This window comes from Nocardia thraciensis, assembly GCF_054782435.1.
Genome location: NZ_BAAGSM010000039.1, coordinates 20,067 through 40,307, shown reverse-complemented (window position 1 = coordinate 40,307; position 20,241 = coordinate 20,067). Strand labels below are relative to the sequence as shown.

At 67.8% G+C, this 20,241-nt stretch carries 21 protein-coding genes and 1 pseudogene; 8 read left to right on the top strand and 14 right to left on the bottom strand.

Translation table 11 applies throughout. From position 1 onward, the window contains the following. Positions 1-131: 131 nt before the first annotated feature. Both ACYVLQ_RS25210 and ACYVLQ_RS25205 read right to left on the bottom strand, forming a co-directional pair. Positions 132-914 carry a glutamate racemase gene (locus ACYVLQ_RS25210; protein WP_460700000.1) on the bottom strand — a complete coding sequence of 261 codons (783 nt, stop codon included), beginning with the start codon at positions 912-914 and terminating at the stop codon, positions 132-134. Positions 915-1,067: 153 nt separating this feature from the next. Continuing rightward, complete coding sequence (locus ACYVLQ_RS25205) at positions 1,068-2,243, bottom strand: NAD(P)/FAD-dependent oxidoreductase (RefSeq protein WP_460699999.1); 1,176 nt, start codon at positions 2,241-2,243, stop codon at positions 1,068-1,070. 220 nt (positions 2,244-2,463) lie between these two features. Between ACYVLQ_RS25205 and ACYVLQ_RS25200 the strand changes: the two genes are divergently transcribed. The 3 genes from ACYVLQ_RS25200 (at position 2,464) to ACYVLQ_RS25190 (ending at position 4,835) form a co-directional block, all read left to right on the top strand. Next, positions 2,464-2,811 (top strand): SPW repeat domain-containing protein, encoded by a 348-nt coding sequence (locus ACYVLQ_RS25200; RefSeq protein ID WP_460699998.1) that lies wholly within the window; start codon positions 2,464-2,466, stop codon positions 2,809-2,811. After that, positions 2,811-3,440, top strand: a complete 630-nt coding sequence (locus ACYVLQ_RS25195; RefSeq protein ID WP_460699997.1) for a TetR/AcrR family transcriptional regulator — start codon at positions 2,811-2,813, stop codon at positions 3,438-3,440. Before ACYVLQ_RS25200 ends, ACYVLQ_RS25195 begins: the two co-directional genes overlap by 1 nt. Before the next feature lie 153 nt (positions 3,441-3,593). Beyond that, a complete protein-coding gene (locus tag ACYVLQ_RS25190; RefSeq protein ID WP_460699996.1) occupies positions 3,594-4,835 on the top strand; it encodes a lipase family protein in 1,242 nt (413 codons plus the stop codon). 217 nt (positions 4,836-5,052) lie between these two features. Here ACYVLQ_RS25190 and ACYVLQ_RS25185 read toward each other — a convergent pair whose 3' ends face one another. Next, positions 5,053-5,625 carry a hypothetical protein gene (locus ACYVLQ_RS25185; protein WP_460699995.1) on the bottom strand — a complete coding sequence of 191 codons (573 nt, stop codon included), beginning with the start codon at positions 5,623-5,625 and terminating at the stop codon, positions 5,053-5,055. On the opposite strand from ACYVLQ_RS25185, the gene ACYVLQ_RS25180 reads away from it, so the two are divergent. Further along, entirely contained in the window at positions 5,603-6,307 is a 705-nt protein-coding gene (locus ACYVLQ_RS25180; protein WP_460699994.1) for a hypothetical protein, read from the top strand. The two genes, ACYVLQ_RS25185 and ACYVLQ_RS25180, sit on opposite strands and share 23 nt — an antisense overlap. Before the next feature lie 174 nt (positions 6,308-6,481). Here ACYVLQ_RS25180 and tuf read toward each other — a convergent pair whose 3' ends face one another. From tuf to hppD, 7 genes are all read right to left on the bottom strand, one after another. Then, the gene (gene tuf / locus ACYVLQ_RS25175) at positions 6,482-7,672 is read right to left on the bottom strand and encodes an elongation factor Tu (RefSeq protein ID WP_068015202.1); all 1,191 of its coding nucleotides are present in this window, start codon (positions 7,670-7,672) and stop codon (positions 6,482-6,484) included. Between the two features lie 94 nt (positions 7,673-7,766). After that, entirely contained in the window at positions 7,767-9,869 is a 2,103-nt protein-coding gene (gene fusA, locus ACYVLQ_RS25170) for an elongation factor G (RefSeq protein ID WP_460699993.1), read from the bottom strand. A 158-nt stretch (positions 9,870-10,027) separates the two neighbouring features. Further along, on the bottom strand, positions 10,028-10,498 hold the full coding sequence (gene rpsG / locus ACYVLQ_RS25165; RefSeq protein WP_062978101.1) for a 30S ribosomal protein S7: 471 nt from the start codon (positions 10,496-10,498) through the stop codon (positions 10,028-10,030). A 1-nt stretch (position 10,499) separates the two neighbouring features. Then, a complete protein-coding gene (gene rpsL, locus ACYVLQ_RS25160; RefSeq protein WP_024802068.1) occupies positions 10,500-10,874 on the bottom strand; it encodes a 30S ribosomal protein S12 in 375 nt (124 codons plus the stop codon). 303 nt (positions 10,875-11,177) lie between these two features. After that, complete coding sequence (locus ACYVLQ_RS25155) at positions 11,178-11,735, bottom strand: DUF3558 domain-containing protein (RefSeq protein ID WP_460699992.1); 558 nt, start codon at positions 11,733-11,735, stop codon at positions 11,178-11,180. A 7-nt stretch (positions 11,736-11,742) separates the two neighbouring features. Next, positions 11,743-12,273 (bottom strand): DUF3558 domain-containing protein, encoded by a 531-nt coding sequence (locus tag ACYVLQ_RS25150; RefSeq protein ID WP_460699991.1) that lies wholly within the window; start codon positions 12,271-12,273, stop codon positions 11,743-11,745. Between the two features lie 51 nt (positions 12,274-12,324). Continuing rightward, the gene (gene hppD / locus ACYVLQ_RS25145) at positions 12,325-13,557 is read right to left on the bottom strand and encodes a 4-hydroxyphenylpyruvate dioxygenase (RefSeq protein ID WP_460699990.1); all 1,233 of its coding nucleotides are present in this window, start codon (positions 13,555-13,557) and stop codon (positions 12,325-12,327) included. Between the two features lie 136 nt (positions 13,558-13,693). Between hppD and ACYVLQ_RS25140 the strand changes: the two genes are divergently transcribed. Beyond that, a complete protein-coding gene (locus ACYVLQ_RS25140; RefSeq protein WP_460700181.1) occupies positions 13,694-14,212 on the top strand; it encodes an Lrp/AsnC family transcriptional regulator in 519 nt (172 codons plus the stop codon). Between the two features lie 143 nt (positions 14,213-14,355). Here ACYVLQ_RS25140 and ACYVLQ_RS25135 read toward each other — a convergent pair whose 3' ends face one another. From ACYVLQ_RS25135 to ACYVLQ_RS25120, 4 genes and pseudogenes are all read right to left on the bottom strand, one after another. Next, positions 14,356-15,225, bottom strand: coding sequence for a winged helix DNA-binding domain-containing protein (locus ACYVLQ_RS25135; protein ID WP_460699989.1), 870 nt, complete (start codon positions 15,223-15,225; stop codon positions 14,356-14,358). A gap of 76 nt (positions 15,226-15,301) precedes the next feature. After that, a pseudogene (locus tag ACYVLQ_RS25130) lies at positions 15,302-15,385 on the bottom strand (hypothetical protein); the annotation flags it as partial. A 102-nt stretch (positions 15,386-15,487) separates the two neighbouring features. After that, on the bottom strand, positions 15,488-16,480 hold the full coding sequence (locus ACYVLQ_RS25125) for a phosphotransferase (RefSeq protein WP_460699988.1): 993 nt from the start codon (positions 16,478-16,480) through the stop codon (positions 15,488-15,490). Positions 16,481-16,720: 240 nt separating this feature from the next. Beyond that, a complete protein-coding gene (locus ACYVLQ_RS25120) occupies positions 16,721-17,695 on the bottom strand; it encodes an NADPH:quinone oxidoreductase family protein (RefSeq protein WP_460699987.1) in 975 nt (324 codons plus the stop codon). 120 nt (positions 17,696-17,815) lie between these two features. Between ACYVLQ_RS25120 and ACYVLQ_RS25115 the strand changes: the two genes are divergently transcribed. The 3 genes from ACYVLQ_RS25115 to ACYVLQ_RS25105 all read left to right on the top strand — a co-directional run bounded on the left by ACYVLQ_RS25115 (position 17,816) and on the right by ACYVLQ_RS25105 (position 20,196). Further along, the gene (locus ACYVLQ_RS25115) at positions 17,816-18,127 is read left to right on the top strand and encodes a WXG100 family type VII secretion target (RefSeq protein ID WP_460699986.1); all 312 of its coding nucleotides are present in this window, start codon (positions 17,816-17,818) and stop codon (positions 18,125-18,127) included. Beyond that, complete coding sequence (locus tag ACYVLQ_RS25110) at positions 18,124-19,305, top strand: transglycosylase SLT domain-containing protein (RefSeq protein WP_460699985.1); 1,182 nt, start codon at positions 18,124-18,126, stop codon at positions 19,303-19,305. The genes ACYVLQ_RS25115 and ACYVLQ_RS25110 overlap by 4 nt, the downstream gene beginning before the upstream one ends. A 117-nt stretch (positions 19,306-19,422) precedes the next feature. After that, positions 19,423-20,196 carry an acyl-[acyl-carrier-protein] thioesterase gene (locus tag ACYVLQ_RS25105; RefSeq protein WP_460699984.1) on the top strand — a complete coding sequence of 258 codons (774 nt, stop codon included), beginning with the start codon at positions 19,423-19,425 and terminating at the stop codon, positions 20,194-20,196. Positions 20,197-20,241 lie beyond the last annotated feature (45 nt).

Here is a 20,241-nt window from a genome sequence, read left to right as displayed (position 1 = left end):
CTTCCAGCCACCTCACTCCGGCCCCAGCACGTCGTTCCCGGCTGCCGAACAATGTCGTTCCCGGCGTGCTCTTGGCCGGGATTCCGGCCGCAGCGCGCCGGAAATGACATGGCGATCCGGTTGCCCCGCGATCAGCCCGCGTCGGCAGCCTGGAAGGCCGTGGCGCCCAGGATTCGGCCCGACTCGTAGGCGGCGGCGGCCGACGGCAGCGCACCCGGGCGGCCGCTGTTCAGCACCGTGACAGCGCCCGCACCGCCGCTCGGTCGGCCGAGCGCGTCGATGCGCCGAAGCGTCTGCGCGGCAACGGCTTCCGCACTGTCGAACAGCCGCACCGAGTCGGGGAGCGTGGCGACGATCGCATCCAGCACCAGCGGGTAGTGGGTGCAGCCGAGCACCACGCCCTCGGTGCCCGGCGGGGTGCGCTCGGTGGCCCGCACGATCGCCGCCTCGATCGCGGGCAGGTCGCCGCGGTCGATGGCGTCGGCCAGCCCGTGGCACGCGACCCCGGTCACCTCGGCATCCCCGCCGAACCGCGCGATCAGATCGGCCTGGTATCGGCTGGCGGTGGTCGCCGCCGTCGCCCAGACCGCCACCTTCCGGCAGGCCGCGGCCGCGGGCTTGATGGCCGGGACCGTTCCGATCACCGGAACCTCCGGACCCACCTCGACCCGCACCTGCTCCAGCGCGGTCACGCTGGCGGTATTGCACGGGAGCACGATCACCTCCGCGCCCGACTCCAGCGCGCGCCGCGCGGCCCCCAGCACTCTGTCCACGACCCACTGCTCCGGCTTCGGCCCCCACGGGGCGCCGTCGGGGTCGGTCTGCAGCAGCAGATCCAGATCGGGCCGCAGCTTCCGCAGCCACGCCCCGGTGGGCAGCATCCCCAGTCCGGAATCGATGAGCGCGACGATCACCCCGCCAACTGTATTCGCGCCCCGCACCACCCCACGCCCCACCCACCGACCGTCGACCACATTCGCGCACCCGGCACTTGTTCCCGCACCCTCTACAAAGGCCGCAGCGGGTGCGGGAACGTGCGGAGGGTGCGGGAAGTTGTGTGCCGGGTCTCAGTGCACGGGGGTGGCGCCGGACAGTTGGGCGCGCATTTTCATGACGGCGCCGGTCTTGCCCGCGCCGACGACTGCGGTCAGGACGCCGTCGGAGAAATAGTGGGCGAGGAATTTGCGGCCGTCGTCGTCCAGGACGCGGACCTCGTCGGCGGCGGCGGGAGTGCCGAGCACCTGGATCTTGAGGCTGTACTGATCGCTCCACACGTAGGGGACCCGGGCGGCGGACGGCGGTTCGGCGCCCAGCAGCGCGCACGCCAGCAATTGGGCCTGTTCGCCCGCGTTGGTCCAGTGTTCGACGCGCCGGTGTCCGCCGGTCTCGTGCCGCCAGGCCGCCACATCCCCGACGGCCCAGACGCCCTCGACCGCGGTGCGGCCCACATCGTCGGCGAGCACTCCGCCGCCGACGCCCGGCTCGGCGAGCGGGATGCCGGACTCGGCGAGCCAGTCGGTCACCGGCACCGAGCCGACACCGATAACCACCAACTCGGCCGCCACCTCGCTGCCGTCCGACAGCCGCGCACCACGCACCGAATCATCCTCGACGACAAGCGAATCCAGCCCGACCCCGCACCGCACATCGACACCCTCGGCCCGGTGCAGGCGCGCGACGAGCCCGCCCACCTGCTCGCCGAGCGCGGCGGCCAGCGGCGTCGGCTGCGGCTCCACCAGCGCCACGTCCAGGCCGCAGGCCCGCAGGCTGGCCGCCACCTCGCAGCCGATGAACCCGGCGCCCACCACCAACGCCCGCGCCGCACCGGCCACCGCGCCACGCAGCGCCGCCGCATCCTCGTGCCGCCGCAGCACATGCACGCCGGACGCCTCCGGAAGCCCCGGAATCCGCCTGGGCCGCAATCCGGTCGCGATGATCAGCTGTCCGTAGGAAATCTCCGAGCCGCCGGCGAGCAGCACCCGGCGCGCGGCGGTGTCCACGCCCGCGGCGCCGGTGCCCAGGCGCAGCTCGATGTCCTTGTCGGCGAAGAACTCGGCGGGCCGCAACGTGGTGTCGTCGGTCTCGCCGCGCACGAACTGCTTCGACAGCGGCGGCCGATCGTAGGGCAGCCGCGCCTCGTCGCCGACCAGGGTCAGTTCCCCGGAATATCCGGCGCGGCGCAGTTCCTCCGCGGTGCGCAGCCCGGCCAGGCCCGCACCGACGATCACGATCGGCCCGGTCATCGAGCCCCTCCCGAGCCGGATGCCACGGACGGTTCAACGGTCACTGAAACGCATAGCTGCACGACAACCCACCCTATTCTAGAACTTGTTCTAATTTCTACCCCTCGGCCGACCGGCGCACGGACTTCGGTACGAAATCTTGTTCCGCCAAGTATTGATCGGGCGGTCAATCAGAGTTATACCGAGAGAGAACATATCCCCAGCCCTCGAGGAGGCAATAATGTTCAGCGAGAGTCGCGCGCAAGACTTCGTAGCCGTCGTGCTCGGCGTCTTCACCGCGCTGTCACCCATCTGGGTCGACACCAGCACCCGGGCGATGTGGACGTTGATCGTCCTCGGCGCGCTCATCGCACTCAGCGGTCTGGCGCAGCTGGCGCGGCCCGCGATGTCCAACCTGGACTATGCGATGGGCATCTTCGGCGTGCTGCTGTTCCTCTCCCCCTGGGTGATGAATTTCGACGAACTCAGCGGCGCCTCCTGGACCGCATGGATCGTCGGCGTTCTGACAGTGGTCGTCGCGGTGGCGGCGCTTCCGCAAGTAACGGCACGGCTGCATACTGCTCACTGATGCACATGCCGAAACCCCATCGAGCGGGGCGTCGCCGGAGCAAGAAGGTCGACGGCGACGCCCGTCAGCTCATCCTGGATGCCGCCGAGAATCTCTTCGCGACACATGGATTCGACGCGACCGCGACGGCGTCCATCGCCGCCGCGGCCGGCGTCCCGAAGGGTCTGGTCTTCTACTACTTCCCCACCAAGGATTCGATTCTGTCGGCACTGATGGCCGAGCGGGTGCCCGCCGATCCGCTCGACGACATCAATACCGTTGTGGCGCCCGGCGATCCGGCCACGAGCCTGGTGAACCTGGATGCCGCACTGAACCTGCGCGACCATCATTCGTCGGTGCTGCGCGTGATCATGTGGCGCGAGGCCGACACCCATCCCGATGTCCGCAAACAGCTGCGGCGCATGCGCGATCAACTGCTCGACGTCACCGCCCGGGTACTGCAGGCCAGCGCGTCCGCACCGGTGCGGCCCGGCACGCTGCGCGCCTGCGCGACCGCCTGGGTCTCGGCCGTCCTGGCCATCACCACCACCGACAGGCTGCACACCCTCGACGGACTCACCCTGCCCAGCGCGGACGAGATCCTCAACCTCTCGCAGGTCATCGCGGCGGGTATGACCCAACTCGGCTGACGGGCCGATTCTCGTTCACCTGCTGTTTCCGAGGCGTTCTCCCAGGAAATCCCGCACCCTGCCGTCGGCGTGTCTCACGGACTCCCGGACATTTCGCATTTGAATACAAACTGACCGGTCTTTCCGATTCTGTGAGATATCCGTGGAGGTCGTGTGATTCGTCAGGCCCTAGCCGACATCCCCGCCGATGCCCGCCGTGGATTACGACGACTGCTGGGCACGCTGACCGGCCTGGCCCTCGGGCTGGCACTCGTCGCACCGGCGACCGCGCAGCCAATCTATCCTGATCCGGACCCGGATCCGTTCTTCGCCGCGCCCGCGGATCTCGCCGACCATCCGCCCGGTGCGGTGCTCGCGACCCGACCGATGCCGCCGCTGCCGATCTTCCCGGGCAGCACGGTCACATCGATCAAGTTCCGCTCCAACAACTCTCACGGCGACCCGATCGCCGCGATCACCACCGTGCTGACACCGGCCAACCACGTGCCGGACGGTCCGCTGCTCTCCTACCAGCACATCATCAACGGGCTCGGCGCGAACTGCGCGGTCTCGCACGTGCTGTACACGCCCGACCCGAACCTGCAGGTGCGCGAGGCGCCCGCGTTGAACGCCCTGCTCGCGCGCGGCTGGAGCGTCGCGCTGCCCGACCACCTCGGCCCGCAGTTCGCCTACGGCGCGGCGCGTCTGGGCGGCCAGATCACGCTCGACGGTATTCGCGCGGTGCAGCAGGTGCCCCAACTACAGGTCGGCAAGAGCCGCGTCGCCATGGCCGGGTATTCCGGCGGCGGCATGGCGACGGGCTGGGCCGCCGCCCTGCAGCCGGAATACGCGCCCGAACTGGATATCGCCGGGGCCGCCACCGGCGGTGTGCCGATGAACATGGTGACCATGGTGAAGGCGCTGGGCACCAACTCGCACCCGGCATTCGGGCTGGCGATGGCGGCCGCGATCGGATTGGAGCGCGAATATCCGGACCGGCTGCCGATCAGCGACTATATGAACGCCCGCGGGATCGCCGCGCGCAACGCCATGGCCAACGGATGCACCAATGAAATCCTCGCCGCCGGGGCGGGACGCAATGCGCTGGAATACGCCAAGAACACCGAGCTGATCGACAGCCCGGACGCCTGGGCGGTGGTCGAGGAGAACAGCCTCGAGCTGTTCGATGGAATTCCGAAAACTCCCGTGTTCGAGTGGCATTCGCCGACGGATCCGCTGATCCCGATCGATGCGATCATCAATACCAACCGCCGATATTGCGAGGCGGGCGTGCGGCTGCAGGCCGAATTGACCTCCTCGCCCGAGCACCTGTCGGCCGCCGTCCTGGGTGTCCCGGCCATGGTCGACTGGCTCGACGCCCGATTCCGCGGCGCGGCGCCCCCGTCGAACTGCTGAGGTGAGCGGGGGCACACGGCCTGAAGCCGCCGTGCGGCGGGGATAGCATGGCGGCTATGACGGATGCTTTCGCCAGTTTCGGGGAACCCAATCACACGCGACCGGAGGGCTCTCGGCTCACCCACCCGGTCAACAACTCTGGTCCGTCATCGGCGAATTCCCTGACCGGCATCGACACCTCGGCGAACAGCCCATTCGGTCCCGAGATGCAGTGGAATCAGCTGGATTTCGCCACGCAGTGGGCCAATGCGGCGACACAATCACCCACGCCGTCGCCCGAACCCACGGTCAGCCGTTCCGAATCCCTGATGTCGGCCCCCGATTCGGTGGCGATCAGGCCGGAGTCGACCACGCCGACCGATCCGGGCCTGCGCCGGGGTGAATCGGCACCGAATCCACCCGATTCGATCACCCCGCGCAGGGATTCGATCAACCCGCGCAACGGTTTTCCCACGCCGCCGAACGACTCGGTCACCCCGCACAACGACTTCTCCACCTCGCCGAACGGTTTCGCATCCGCGACGAGCGGAACCATAACTCCGCACAGCGACTTTTCCACCCCGGCAAACGATTCCACCGCCCTACGCAACGACTTCTCCACCCCGGCGAACGACTTCACCACCCCGACGAACCAATCCTCCACGCCACGCAACGACTTCTCCACCTCGGCAAACAACTTCACCGCACCGGCGCGCGAATCCGGGACGCCGAACAACAATTTCACGGCCCCGCTCAACGACTTCGCCGTCCCGGCGAACGACTTCGCCGTGTCGCGCAGCGAGCTCACCACGCCGCAGAGCGAATCGGCCACACACACGAACCCCGTCGCGTCTCGTTCCGAACCGGTCGTCCCGCAGCGGCCCGAGGCGGGCGCCGCGGAACCCGAGCCTCGCACGCGTGCCGAGGTCGGACTGCCTCAGCGCGGCTCCGGCGGCCCCACGGCCGGAACCGGCATTCCTCGACGCGGTTCCGCCGCCGCTGGCTCGGAGTCCGATCCCGCGCGGCCTCCGCTGCGTGCCCGTCAGCACACCGAGCACCCGACGGCTGCGGAGACCACATCGCTCGCCGAGACCTCCCAGCGCGCAGCGACCTCACCGCGGGGCGAGACCACGCGGCATGCCGAGTCCGCGCCGCCCGCCGAGGCCGTGGCGCGCAACGACAGCACCCGCGCCCGCCGCACCCTGGAGCCGACACCGACCCGCCGCGCCGCCAATCACCGCCAGGCCGCGGCGCGCGACGACTCCCCCACCACGGTCGACGTCCAACTGGTGATGCAACTGCTGCTGGCCAGCCACAATCTGGAGAACATCGCCAAAAAGGCCGAGGCGGGCGAAATCTCCCTCGACGATTTCATCCGCGCCGCCCACCGCACCCGCACCGCCGCGGTGGACCTGGTCTCCGCTTGGTTCGGCGGCGCCGCGCAGATGCGCCAGTTCGCCGAGGCCCTATTAGCCGCAACCGAACCAACCTGACGACCGGGCACGGGAATCGCGCGCCCTCGGGGGGACAAACTTGTAGAGAATCGCAGCGCTGTAGATATGTGAAAGGGCCGTTCCCCGAAGGGAACGGCCCTTTGTGGTCACCCCCGCAAGGTGTCTTGCGGGACCCCGGCTAAAAGCGTGCCGGGGTGATCTCGCGGGGCGAGATCACTTGATGATCTTCGTGACGCGACCGGCGCCGACGGTGCGGCCACCCTCGCGGATCGCGAAGCGCAGGCCCTCTTCCATGGCGATCGGCTGGATCAGCTTGACGCTCATCTCGGTGTTGTCGCCCGGCATGACCATCTCGGTGCCCTCGGGGAGGGTCACGACACCGGTCACGTCGGTGGTGCGGAAGTAGAACTGCGGGCGGTAGTTGTTGAAGAACGGCGTGTGCCGACCGCCCTCGTCCTTGGCCAGGATGTAGGCCTGACCCTCGAACTCGGTGTGCGGGGTGGTGGTGCCCGGCTTGATGACGACCTGGCCGCGCTCCACATCCTCGCGCTTGATGCCGCGGATCAGCAGACCGGCGTTGTCGCCCGCCTCGGCCGAGTCCAGCAGCTTCCGGAACATCTCGATGCCGGTGATGGTGGTCTTGGTCTTCTCCGGACGGATGCCGACGATCTCGACTTCCTCGTTCAGCTTGACCTGGCCACGCTCGACACGACCGGTGACGACGGTGCCACGACCGGTGATCGTGAAGACGTCCTCGATCGGCATCAGGAACGGCTTGTCGGTCTCGCGGACCGGGTCCGGGATCGACTCGTCGACGGCGTTCATCAGCTCGACGATGGACTCCGACCACTTCTCGTCGCCCTCGAGCGCCTTCAGGCCCGAGACGCGCACGACCGGCGCGTCCTCGTCGAACTCCTGCGAGGCCAGCAGCTCGCGGACCTCCATCTCGACGAGCTCGAGGATCTCCTCGTCGTCGACCATGTCCGACTTGTTCAGCGCGACCAGGATGTAGGGCACGCCGACCTGACGGGCGAGCAGCACGTGCTCGCGGGTCTGCGGCATCGGGCCGTCGGTGGCGGCGACCACGAGGATGGCGCCGTCCATCTGGGCCGCACCGGTGATCATGTTCTTGATGTAGTCCGCGTGACCCGGAGCGTCGACGTGGGCGTAGTGCCGCTTGTCGGTCTGGTACTCGACGTGGGAGATGTTGATCGTGATACCACGAGCCTTCTCCTCCGGAGCCTTGTCGATCTGGTCGAACGCAAAGCTCTGGTTCAACTCGGGGTACTTGTCGTGCAGAACCTTGGTGATAGCCGCCGTCAGCGTGGTCTTGCCGTGGTCGACGTGACCGATGGTGCCGATGTTGACGTGGGGCTTCGTCCGCTCGAACTTCGCCTTCGCCACTTGATGTCCTCCTGGACTTGTTGGTGCTTGCTATGCAGCAGTGCGGTTTGGGATCATCCCCGCAGGATGCGGGGATCGGGTGGTGCGTGACCGACTATTCGCCGGTCGCCTTGGCGATGATCTCCTTCGACACGTTGGCCGGAACCTCCGCGTACGAATCGAACACCATGGAGAAGTTCGCCCGGCCCTGGGTCTTCGACCGCAGATCACCGATGTATCCGAACATCTCCGAGAGCGGAACCAGCGCCTTGACGACACGGGCACCACTGCGTTCCTCCATGGCCTGGATCTGACCACGGCGGGAATTCAGGTCGCCGATCACGTCGCCCATGTACTCCTCGGGCGTGGTGACCTCGACGGCCATGAGCGGCTCGAGGATCACCGGACCGGCCTTGCGGGCCGCTTCCTTCAGGGCCTGCGCACCCGCGATCTTGAACGCCATTTCCGAGGAGTCGACCTCGTGGTAGGCGCCGTCGAGCAGCTTGGCCTTCAGGTTGACCAGCGGATAACCAGCCAGCACACCGTACTGCATGGCGTCCTGGATGCCCGCGTCCACCGAAGGGATGTACTCGCGCGGCACGCGACCACCGGTGACCTTGTTCTCGAACTCGTAGGTCGCGCCGTCCTCGCCGGTGAACGGCTCGAGGGCGATGATCACGCGCGCGAACTGGCCCGAGCCACCCGTCTGCTTCTTGTGGGTGTACTCGTGCTTCTCGACGACCTTGGTGATGGTCTCGCGGTAGGCCACCTGCGGCTTGCCGATGTTGGCCTCGACCTTGAACTCCCGCTTCATGCGGTCGACGTAGATGTCGAGCTGCAGCTCGCCCATGCCGCCGATGACGGTCTGGCCGGTCTCGGCGTCCAGCTTCACGTTGAAGGTGGGGTCCTCCTCCGCGAACTTCTGGATGGCGGTGCCCAGCTTCTCCTGGTCGGCCTTGGTCTTCGGCTCGATGGCGACCTCGATGACCGGGTCCGGGAAGGACATCGACTCCAGCACGATCTGGTTCTGCGGATCGCACAGGGTGTCACCGGTGGTGGTGTCCTTCAGGCCGATGACCGCGTAGATGTGGCCCGCCTGGGCCTCATCGATCGGCTGCTCCTTGTTGGAGTGCATCTGGAACAGCTTGCCCAGCCGCTCCTTCTTGCCCTTGGTCGAGTTGATGACCTGGGCGCCGGAGGCGACCTTGCCCGAGTACACGCGCACGTAGGTCAGCTTGCCGAAGAACGGGTGCGTCGAAACCTTGAACGCCAGCGCCGCGAACGGCTCCGTGGTGTCGGGGTTCCGGTGGATGATCTCGTCTTCCTTGTTGGGGACGTGACCATCGGTGCCACCGTCGTCCAGCGGTGTCGGCAGGTAGTCGATCACAGCGTCGAGCATGGGCTGCACGCCCTTGTTCTTGAACGCCGAACCGCACAGCACCGGGTAGAGCTCGGAGTTGACTGTCAGCTTGCGGATCGCGCCCTTGATCTCCTCGACCGAGAGTTCCTCGCCGCCGAAGAACTTCTCCAGCAGCGCCTCGTCCGATTCCGCGACCGTCTCCAGCAGCTCCTGGCGGTACTGCTCGGCCCGCTCGGCCAGATCCGCCGGGATCTCCACGGTCTCGTAGGACTCGCCGAGCTTGGTCTCGCCCTTCCAGACCTTGGCGTTCATCTCGACCAGGTCGACGATGCCCTCGAACTCGCTCTCCGCGCCGATCGGCAGCTGGATGACCAGCGGCTTGGCACCGAGGCGGTCCTTGATGGTCTGCACCGTGAAGTAGAAGTCGGCGCCCAGCTTGTCCATCTTGTTGACGAAGCAGATGCGCGGGACGTCGTACTTGTCGGCCTGCCGCCAGACCTGCTCGGACTGCGGCTCAACGCCCTCTTTGCCGTCGAAAACGGCGACCGCACCGTCGAGCACGCGCAGCGATCGCTCCACCTCGACCGTGAAGTCGACGTGGCCCGGCGTGTCGATGATGTTGATCTGGTTGTCTTTCCAGAAGCAGGTCGTCGCGGCCGACGTGATCGTGATGCCGCGCTCCTGCTCCTGGGCCATCCAGTCCATCGTGGCGGCGCCGTCGTGAACCTCACCGATCTTGTAGGTGATACCGGTGTAGAAGAGGATGCGTTCGGTTGTCGTGGTCTTTCCGGCATCGATGTGGGCCATGATGCCGATGTTGCGGACCTTGTTGAGGTCGGTGAGCACGTCCTGTGCCACGGAAATCTTCCCCGCTCGTAGCTAGTTGGGATTTTCGGGAACGACCCTGGCTCCGTGTCGGAGGCCCAGAGGCCATCACTTTTTCAACGTCGGGCGCGGCGTGCGAGTGCCACGCCCGACTGTGACTCGCCTTCCGGGGACGGAGCCCGGGAGTCGAATCACCAGCGGTAGTGCGCGAAGGCCCGGTTGGACTCGGCCATCTTGTGGGTGTCCTCGCGGCGCTTCACCGAGGCGCCCAGACCGTTGCTGGCATCCAGCAGCTCGTTGGCCAGGCGCTCGACCATGGTCTTCTCGCGACGGGCGCGGGAGAAGTTGACCAGCCAGCGCAGCGCCAGGGTGTTGGCGCGGCCCGGACGGACCTCGACCGGAACCTGGTAGGTGGCGCCACCGACGCGGCGGGGCTTCACCTCGAGCGACGGCTTGACGTTGTCGAGCGCGCGCTTGAGGGTGACGACCGGATCGGTGCCGGTCTTCTCGCGCGCCTGCTCCATCGCGCCGTAGACGATGCGCTCGGCGGTGGACTTCTTGCCGTCCAGCAGGATCTTGTTGACCAGCTGAGTAACCAGCGGCGAACCGTAGACCGGGTCGTTGATCAGCGGACGCTTGGGTGCGGGGCCCTTGCGTGGCATATCAGCTCTTCTCCTTCTTGGCGCCGTAACGGCTGCGAGCCTGCTTGCGGTTCTTCACACCCTGGGTGTCGAGCGAGCCGCGGATGATCTTGTAGCGCACACCCGGGAGGTCCTTCACACGACCGCCGCGCACGAGCACCATCGAGTGCTCCTGCAGGTTGTGCCCCTCACCGGGGATGTAGGCCGTGACCTCGACCGCGCTGGTCAGGCGAACACGCGCGACCTTACGCAGCGCGGAGTTCGGCTTCTTCGGGGTCGTGGTGTACACGCGAGTGCACACGCCACGACGCTGCGGGCTCCCCTTCAGGGCCGCGGTCTTCTGCTTCGCGACCTTGTCGCGACGACCCTTGCGGACCAGCTGGTTGATGGTTGGCATATACCGGCTTTCTTTATTCAGTAACCAGGTGTCTGGAGTTCTTCACGTCTGTGTCATCGAGCTTTCACCCGTCCGCCCGGACCGCGTTCCTCGCGTCCCGAGGTCGGGCGTGTCGCGCGCAGTTCATGCCTACTTTTCCGGGCACGCTGAAACGGTCGGCCGCTCTCGCTGGCTTACGTCCTGCACACGAACCTGCCCGCAGCTTCCGGGCACAGCGATCCACGATACCCGTCGGCGCGGCGAGGGGCAAAAGCGGGTACCCCGTGGTAGGCCGGGGTACGACGCCAGCGTGGCGGTATCGGGTTATCTGGCTAGGTTCAACGTCAACTCTGCCAGTTTCTTGGCGGCTTCGCACGGATCCGGATGACCCGATCCGGGGCGGTAGTTCACCCACCAGCCGATGACTCCGGCGTCGGCGGCCGGGGCCATCACGCCGCAGGAGTCCGGATCGTTGGGCCGATGCACCTGCAGCGCCCGCCGCCCCTGAACGTTGATATCGACGGTGGTGTAACCGAGCCTGTCGTTGTTCTGCTTCTCGTTGGGCAGCGAACCCATCTCGTACCAGTTCAGCGTGGTCATGCCGTCCCCACCGGGCGCCCCGATCAGATCCCACATGCACACCGCGCCGTTGAACGAGGACGAAACGTCCTGGGCGCCGGTGGCCTTGGCGATCTCGTCGGCCTGGACCACCTCGCACTCGCGCAGCAACTTGTCGAAGTTCATGTTGACCCCGGTGCCGCCGCCCGCGGGCTCCGCGGAACCGGAGACGGTGCGGCCGCACCCACCGCCGCTCAGCGCGACCGCCAGCGCCGCGACCGAGGCCGCCGCCGCCTTCGTCACTCGCCTGCCCTGGCCGCTCATACCGCCCTCACTTCATTCGCCGCACGGTCAGCTCGGCCATCTTGCGATTCTTCGCGCACGGATCGCCGCCCGGCTGCCCGAAGAATCCCGCGGAGGTCGACCATTCGAAGAAGTCGTCACCCAGCCGCACGGCCAGGTCGCAGATGCTGCCGTCGACGGTGGCGTCCTGGAAGCCGGGATGCCCGGCGACCTCGATGCTTTCCGGGTTGCGGCCCTGCGCGGTCACCCACGCCCGTTCTCGCTCGATCGGGCTGCCCCGGTAGGAGGCGAAGGTGACGCTCGGCGAGCCGACCCCGGCCGTCAGCCAGTTGCAGCCCACGGAATTCTTGAACGACCGCGAGACCTGCCCCAGTTCACCGAGATCGCGCACCTCGTCGTCGGTGAGATTGCCGCACTCCCCCACGAACGGGCCCAGCGATGCGACCTTCATCGGTGGTCGCACCGACGGCGACTCGGTGTCGGAGTTGTCGCCCGACCCGCACGCCGTCAGCAGCGCTGCGATGGCCGTCCCCATGACGATCGCCGACGTGATCCGCATAGGTGCGACTGTACTGGGCCGGGCGGCGGCGCACAGATTCCCGCGCAGCCGCTACAGGTTGCCGCGCGCCTCCTGTTCGCGCTCGATGGCCTGGAACAGGGCCTTGAAATTGCCCTTGCCGAAGCCGAGGGAGCCGTGGCGTTCGATGAGTTCGAAGAAGACCGTGGGGCGGTCGGTGAGCGGGCGGCAGAAGATCTGCAGGAGGTAGCCGTCCTCGTCGCGGTCGACCAGGATGCCGCGGGACTGCAACTGTTCCACCGGGACCCGGACGTGGCCGATGCGGGCGCGGAGTTCGGGATCCTCGTAGTAGGCGTCAGGGGTGTCGAGGAACTCGACGCCCTCGCGGCGCAGCGTGTCCACGGTGGTGAGGATGTCGCCGGTGGCCAGCGCGATGTGCTGCACTCCGGGGCCGCGGTAGAACTCGAGGTACTCATCGATCTGAGACTTCTTGCGGCCCACCGCGGGCTCGTTGAGCGGGAACTTCACCCGGTGATTGCCGTTGGCCACGACCTTGCTCATCAGCGCCGAATAGTCGGTGGCGATGTCGTCGCCGACGAATTCCGCCATGTTCTCGAAACCCATGACGCGGCGGTAGAACTCGACCCACCGGTCCATCTGACCGAGTTCCACGTTGCCGACAACGTGGTCGATCGCCTGGAACAGCCGCCGCGGCGCGTCCGCGCGCGGCACGAAACTCGATCGCCTGGCGACATAGCCGGGCAGATAGGGACCGTCGTAGCGCGAGCGGTCGACCAGAGTGTGCCGGGTCTCGCCGTAGGTGGCCAGTGCCGCGGTGCGGACAGTGCCGAATTCGTCGGTGTCGTAGTGCGGTTCGGCGAGCACGGTCGCCCCGTGCGTGCGCGCCCACTCGACGCACCGGTCGACATCGGGGACCTCGAGCGCGATGTCCACGATCCCGTCGCCGTGTCGATCATGGTGTGCGACAAGCGGACTGGCCGGGTCCACGGCGCCGGTGACCACGAATCGCGCACTGCCGCTGCGCAATACGAAGGCCTTGTGGTCGCGGTTGCCGGTCTCGGGTCCCGAGTAGGCCTCCAGCCGCATCCCGAAGGCCGACTGCATATAGTGCGCGAACTGGGTGGCGTTGCCGACCACCCACACCAGCGCGTCCCAGCCGATCACCGGGAACGGATCGCTGTCGGCGTCGTGGTCGACCAGTCCGATCAGTCGCCGCAGCTCGGCGTCCGACGGCGTGGCGTCGAGCGGCGCGGTGTCCGGCAGCTCCGTGGTCCGGCTGGCCCTGGGCAGATGCTCGGTAGTCATGTACCCAGGTAATCGCCGGAGCGTGTACCTGAGCAATATCGGCAAAATTCGATAGACATCATGGTGAATTGCGCCACCAAGTAGCCGCTCATGCTGGACAATTTGAATAGATCACGAGCACGGAGTGGAGATGACGATGGCACGCACCGCCGCCAGGCTGGACGAGTTGGATCTGGCGATCCTCACCGCGATGCACGAATACCAGAAGGCGGGCATCCTCGAGCTGTCGCGGCGCACCCGCGTCGCCCGCGCGACGGTGCAGTCGCGCATCGCCCGGATGGAGGAGTCCGGGGTGATCTCCTCCTACGACCCGCAGATCGACGTCACCGCAGCCGGTTTCGACGTGCAGGCGTTCGTCACCCTGGAGATCGCCCAGGGCGCGCTCGACGCGGTCGCCGCCGACCTGGAGACCATCCCCGGCGTGCTGGAGGCCTACGCCACCACGGGTTCCGGCGACGTGCTGTGCCGCATCGGCGCCGACTCCCACGCGGGCCTGCAATCGGTGCTGCTGAGCATCGACCGCAGCGCCGCGGTGGTCCGCTCGCACAGCGTCATCGTCCTGTCCACGGTGGTCACCCACCGCACCCTCCCCCTACTCCGCACCCTCACCCCCGCAGGCACAAGCAAGGCCCCCGCCTACCGCAACCACATCTGATCCCGGCCAAAGCATGCCGGGAAATAAGAACGACGCCACCGCCACCGGGAATGAGAACGATGCCACCGCCGCGAATGAGAACGACGCGGGAGCGACGTGCCGCAGCGCCTAACGCGGTCGTATTTCGAGCCGGTTGATCTCTGTCACGGTTTGAGATCCGCACCGGGCGAGAGGATTTCCACGCTCGGATCTCGGTCGGGCTCCAGGAAGTCCAGCAACGCCGCGCCTTCCGATTCCACCGCGGACCGCTCGGCGACCGACCACTTGCCGTTGGGCGCGATGCGCAGCCGCGCCCGCTCGCGGTCGGTGAACACCTTGTAGGTTCCCGCGAGATATCCGTCGACCAGTACCGGCGCGACCTGAAGCGCCATGCGCCGCAACGGCGGTGCGGCACCCTCGGGGACGACGCGGCCGCGATCCTGGTGGGAGAGGTAGAGGTTGTCGTACCAGCCGAGGAAGCGGACCGGCGCCGGAAGGTCAGGGTCGGCGAGGTCGGTATCCGCGGCGTCGTACAGGGTTCGGCCGCGCTCGTCGGTATAGATGCGCACCCGGTCGCCCAACCGGTCGACGGCCTCCTTGATGCCCAGCAGTTTCGACCAGGTCTGCACATCCATCGTCGAGGCCGGGCCGAATGCGCGCAGATAGCGAATGACCAGCTCTTCCAACGGATAATCGGGAACCAGCGCGGCGCCGAGCCAGGGCTCGATCCGTGACCACACCGGGCGGCTGCTGTTCTTCCACAGCCCCCGGGGCGGCGTCTGCAGCACGGGCAGCTGGTACAGCCAGGTCTGCACCACGGCTCCCGGATCCCGGTCGGGAAACTCCTCGGCGGCCCGCAGTCGCAGTTCGGCCGCCGACATGGGTTCCTGCCCGAGCGCCTTCTCTCCGACGGCCCGCACCACGTCCGGATCGAGACCGACCATGGCGCCGTAGTTGAAACCCTTGCGGAAGGGGATCTTTTCGAGTTCGGGCTGGATATGCGGTGCGATGCGCACGGCATCCGCCGCCGTCACCAAGTGAATCGTGCCAACGCATCAAGGTGATTCGCGCCAGCGATCGATCCCGCAGTCCCGACGACACCGCGTCGGGGTCGAAATCGGCGATCCGGCTCCACAATCCGACGAACGGCGGCGGCACGTCCTGCGCCTGCAGACCGACCAGGTACTCGCACATCTGCGGCACCGTCAGGGTCGACCGCTCCAGCAGGTGCTGTCGGGCCAGCAAGGTGCGGTTCAGTGTCCGACTCGAGACGGCGTCTGCTCTCATGGTGACCTCTCAGTGCGGGGCGCCGGGAGCTTCGAGGCGGAAGACGAGCTCCTGCAACCCTTTCCACGACTCGATGTCGTCCTCGGTGCCGGTGTGCGGGCGGCGGAACCGGCGCACGTATTCGGCGGCGTCGGCGAGATCCCAACGCCTGCGGTACAACTCGAGCAGTTCCGGATGCGGGGTGGTCCCGGTGCGCTCGGCATAGGCCGCCAGCAGCGAACCGTCGCCGGGATCGAGATCCCACAGATCGCGTTCGGGCGGTGCGAGCAGCGCTGTGTCCCAATCGATCAGCCGCCAGCCCCGCGCGGTGTGCATCGTATTGGCGGCATGCGGTTCGCCGTGCGTCACCACCGGACGGACGCCCAGCGATCGCGCCGTCGTCACCAGCGCGTCGTAACGCGCCCATTCGTCGCGCAGCGCCGCGGCGTTGTCCCGCAACAGATCCGACATCGACGCCGCATAAGGGCCGAGGTTCGGGATGTCCCCGGCCAGAGCCCGCGCCACCTCGTCGCGGCTCGCTATCGCGAAATCCTCGGTCCGCGCCGGGACGTCCGCGGGTGTCCGGTGCAGACGCGCGATCATGTCGAGAACGGCCTGCCGATGGTCCGCGTCGCGGAATTCGCCCCAGTCGAACCGCCTGCCCTCGAGCAGCGGATAGACGGCCACGGCGAACGCGCCCATCCGAATACAGACCGAGCCGTCGCCACCCGGCACCGGCGCCACGACGAACTCCAGCCCGGCGTCGCGCGCCGCCTGCGCCGTCCCCAGGGCGGCGCGCAGCCGGTCGAAGGCCGCCGCCACCGAATCGTCCGGCGAACGACGCCGAAGCTCGAGTTCGTCCACGGTCACGAACCAGGCGTCATCACCGCCATCGGTGACCCGCCAGTGATGACTTCCGAACCCGACCGCCGCATACTCCACCGCCCCCACGTCGATCGCCCAGCACTCCCCCAGCACGGCAATCAGGGCGTCATCGGTCAGTCCCGGCGGCGGAGTCAACACGAGTCGCAGCATAGGACGGCAGACACGCCCCGCATATCTTGATCCCGGCCAAGAGCGCGCCGGGAACGACGGGGAGTAAGCCGCAAACGCTTCACCGGGAACGACGGAGAGTAAGCCCCATACGCATCGCCGGGAACGACGGAGAGTAAGCCCCATACGCATCGCCGGGAACGACGGAGAGTAAGCCGCATACGCTGCGCCGGGAACGACGGGGAGTGAGCCGCATGCGCTTCGCCGGGATCAGCGCAGACTCACCACGACCTTGCCGGTGGCGGTGCGGTTGTCCAGGGAAGCTACGGCGGCGGCGGCCTGCGCGAGCGGGTACAGGACCGGTTGGGGCGGGGCGATCTTGCCCGCGGCCAGCAGCGGTTCCACCTCCGCCCACTGCTCCTGTAGGTAGCCCGGGTGGGTGAGCACCCATTCGCCCCAGGCCGCGCCGACCACCTCGACGTTCTTGAGCAGCAGGCGGTTCACCTTCACCGTCGGGATCTCGCCCGCGGTGAAGCCGACCACCAGCAACCGGCCCGCGGGTGCCAGCGAGCGAATGCTGTCGGTGAAGCGGTCGCCGCCCACCGGATCGAGCACGATGTCGACCCCGCGCCCACCGGTCAGTTCCTTTACCGCCGCCAGCCAGCCGTCGGTGAGCACCACGTCGGTGGCGCCGTTGGCCCGCGCCACCTGCGCCTTCTCCTCGGTGCTGACCACCGCGACCACCCGACCCGCGCCCAGCGCCGCCGCCATGCGCAGCGTCGAGGTGCCGATGCCGCCCGCCGCGCCGTGCACCAGCACGGTCTCACCCGGCGCCAGCCGGCCCCGGTTGCGCAGGCAGAAGTGCACGGTCAGATCGTTGAAGAGGATGCCCGCCCCCGCCTCCAGCGAGACGTTGTCCGGCAGCCGGAACACCATCTGCGGCGGCGTCACCGCGACCTCGGCTATCGCATTGCCCAGCATCGTCAGCGCGACCACCCGATCGCCCGCGGACACGTGCGCGCCCTCGGGAGCGGACCGCACCACCCCGGCGACCTCCCCGCCGACGACGAACGGGAGTTCGGGCTTCATCTGATACAAACCGCGCGTCATCAGCACGTCCGGGAACGCCACCCCGGCCGCGTGCACATCGATCACGACGCCGTCCGGATAGGACGCCGGTTCCGGGATCTCGACCACCTCGATGGCTTCCGGTCCGTCGAGCTTGCTCACCTGGGCTGCACGCATGTAAGTCGGCCTCTCTGTCGCGATGCTCGTCACAAGTTAACCGGTCTTCGCATGTGGCTGTCCACGGCACCGGCTTTTGCTAAGCTCAGGGCCGCTGAGCCGAGCTGTCGAGGGGGACTCATGGCCGGGCCGAATGATCCACCACTGAGCGTCGATACCGCGGCGCTGAACACCTTCGCGAATACGCTGCGCGGCGAGTCGGCGAACATCGGCAACCTGCAGTCCGGCCTGGCCGACGCGGCCGGTGCGCTCCCGGGCACACTATGGAGCCAATCCTGCACCCAGGCAAAGGATTCCGTCGATCAGGCGCTGCAGCGCATCGGCGCGCGGCTGACCGCGATCGCCGACGGCGTGCAGCAGGCGGGCAAGGCCGTCGAACTCACCGATCAGCAGTTCGGGGACAAGCTCTCCAGCATCGGACTGCGGCCATGACACTCACCATCCCAGATGTCGAGAGCTGGAATCCCGACCAGCTGACCACCGCCTCGGTCTCGGTCGGCAAGCTCAGCACCGACCTCGACCAGGCGGTGCTCGACGGCGTCACCCGCACCCGGCAGCTCGGCGACGAACAGCAATGGAGCGGCGCGGCGGCGCAGGCCGCGAGCGCCCGGATGGATACCGAAAAGCTGCGCGCCTCGGCCGTCAGCCAGGCGGCGCTGCAACTGCAGACGGCGCTGAGCCAGCAGGTGGAGAACCTGAACAACGCCAAGCAGGCCGTCCGCACCGCGCGCGACCGCGCACTGCATCCCGCGGAGAACCCGCCGCCGGATGCCTTCGAGGTCTCCGACACCGGCGTGGTGACCGCGAACGCCCGCAAAACGTACTGGGACAACCAATCCGGCCTGACCCCGACCGAGATCCAGGACCGCAAGGTGGCCGAGGACCATCGGGCGGCCGCCCTGCAGAGCGAGATCACCAACGCGCTGAAGCAGGCCGAGTTGGTCGCCGAGGCCGCGGTCACGGCGGTCAACGCCGCGAAGGCGAAGGTCGACGAGGCGTACGCGGGGCTGGGCGACCCGGCCACCGGCGCGGGCTCCGCGCCACCCGCGGCCACCTCCCCCGCGGCGACCACCGATACCCCCGCCGCCGCGTCTCCGATCTCGAGTGCGGGCAACCCGTCGTCGCACTCGTCCGGTGGAACCTCGCACGGTGGCGGCTCCGGCTCCAGCTACCTCGGCAGCGGGTCGGCCGGTACCGCCTACAGCGGCGGCGCCTCGGGCTCCTCGAGCGGCCCGGTGGGGCCCATGCCGACCGGCACCCAGGCCGAGTGGATCAAGGAGGCCATCCGCGTCCTGCGCGAACAGGGATACGACATCAAGGACTCCGACGCGGCGATCATCGCCGCCATCATCGAGAAGGAATCCGGCGGCAACCCGCACGCGATCAACAACTGGGACAGCAACGCCGCGGCCGGGACTCCGTCCAAGGGCCTCATGCAGACCATCGACAGCACGTTCAACAGCTACGCGCTGCCCGGGCACGGCGATATCTGGAACCCCGTAGACAACATCATCGCCGCCTCCCGATACTCCCTCGACCGGTACGGCTCCCTGGACAACGTGCCCGGCATCGCGGCGATGCGCGGGGGCGGATCGTACGTCGGCTACTGATTTGCTACGAGTGAGTAGAGCCATCTCGACGTAACGGTGTGACACGCGCCCCGTAAAGTCATGTCACAGACAGCACCGCACGAGAACGCGGCACACCGTGCAGCGCGAGGAGCACCAGTGTCACTCGATCAGCCACTCGCCCCGCTTCCCCAGGAGGGCTTAGGCTTCGCCTCGGCGTGGCCCGTGCGGGCTGGTGATGTGGATCCGTACAACCGGTTGCGGTCGGACGCCGTGGCCCGCTACCTGCAGGATATCGCCTGGGAGGACCTGCACGGCAGTTCCCTGCACCGCACCGATCCGAGCTGGATCGTGCGCCGCACGGTGATCGACGTGGTGCGGCCGATCCTGTGGCCGGACCGGGTGCACCTGGTGCGCTGGTGCTCGGCGATGTCGTCGCGCTGGACGAATATGCGGGTGCGGATCACCAGCGACAACGGCGGTCTGATCGAGACCGAAGGCTTCTGGATCAACATCAACGAGTCGACCAACATGCCCACCCGCATCAGCGACGAGGGCATGGCCTACCTGTCCCGCACCACGGCCGAGCACCGCCTGCGCTGGCGGCCGTGGCTGACCGACGCCACCCCGCCGGAGTCGGATACGGATCTGCCGTTTCCGGTGCGCGCCACGGATATCGACCAGTTCAACCACGTCAACAACGCGGTGTACTGGCAGGCGGTGGAGCACTACCTCGTCGACTTCCCGAAACTGGTCGCCGGGCCGCACCGCGCGGTCATCGAATACATCGCGCCCGTGCTGTCGCGTCAGCACATCAGCGTGCGCAGCCGCTACGAGCCGGGCGACCGCACCGGCCATCCGGTGCTGCGCCTGTGGTTCGTGGTCGGCGGCACCACGACGACGGCCGTGCGCATCGGGCCGCTGACGGCCTGAGCGTATTCGCCGGTTGATAGCTGACAGGTCACCGAGCAGACGGCC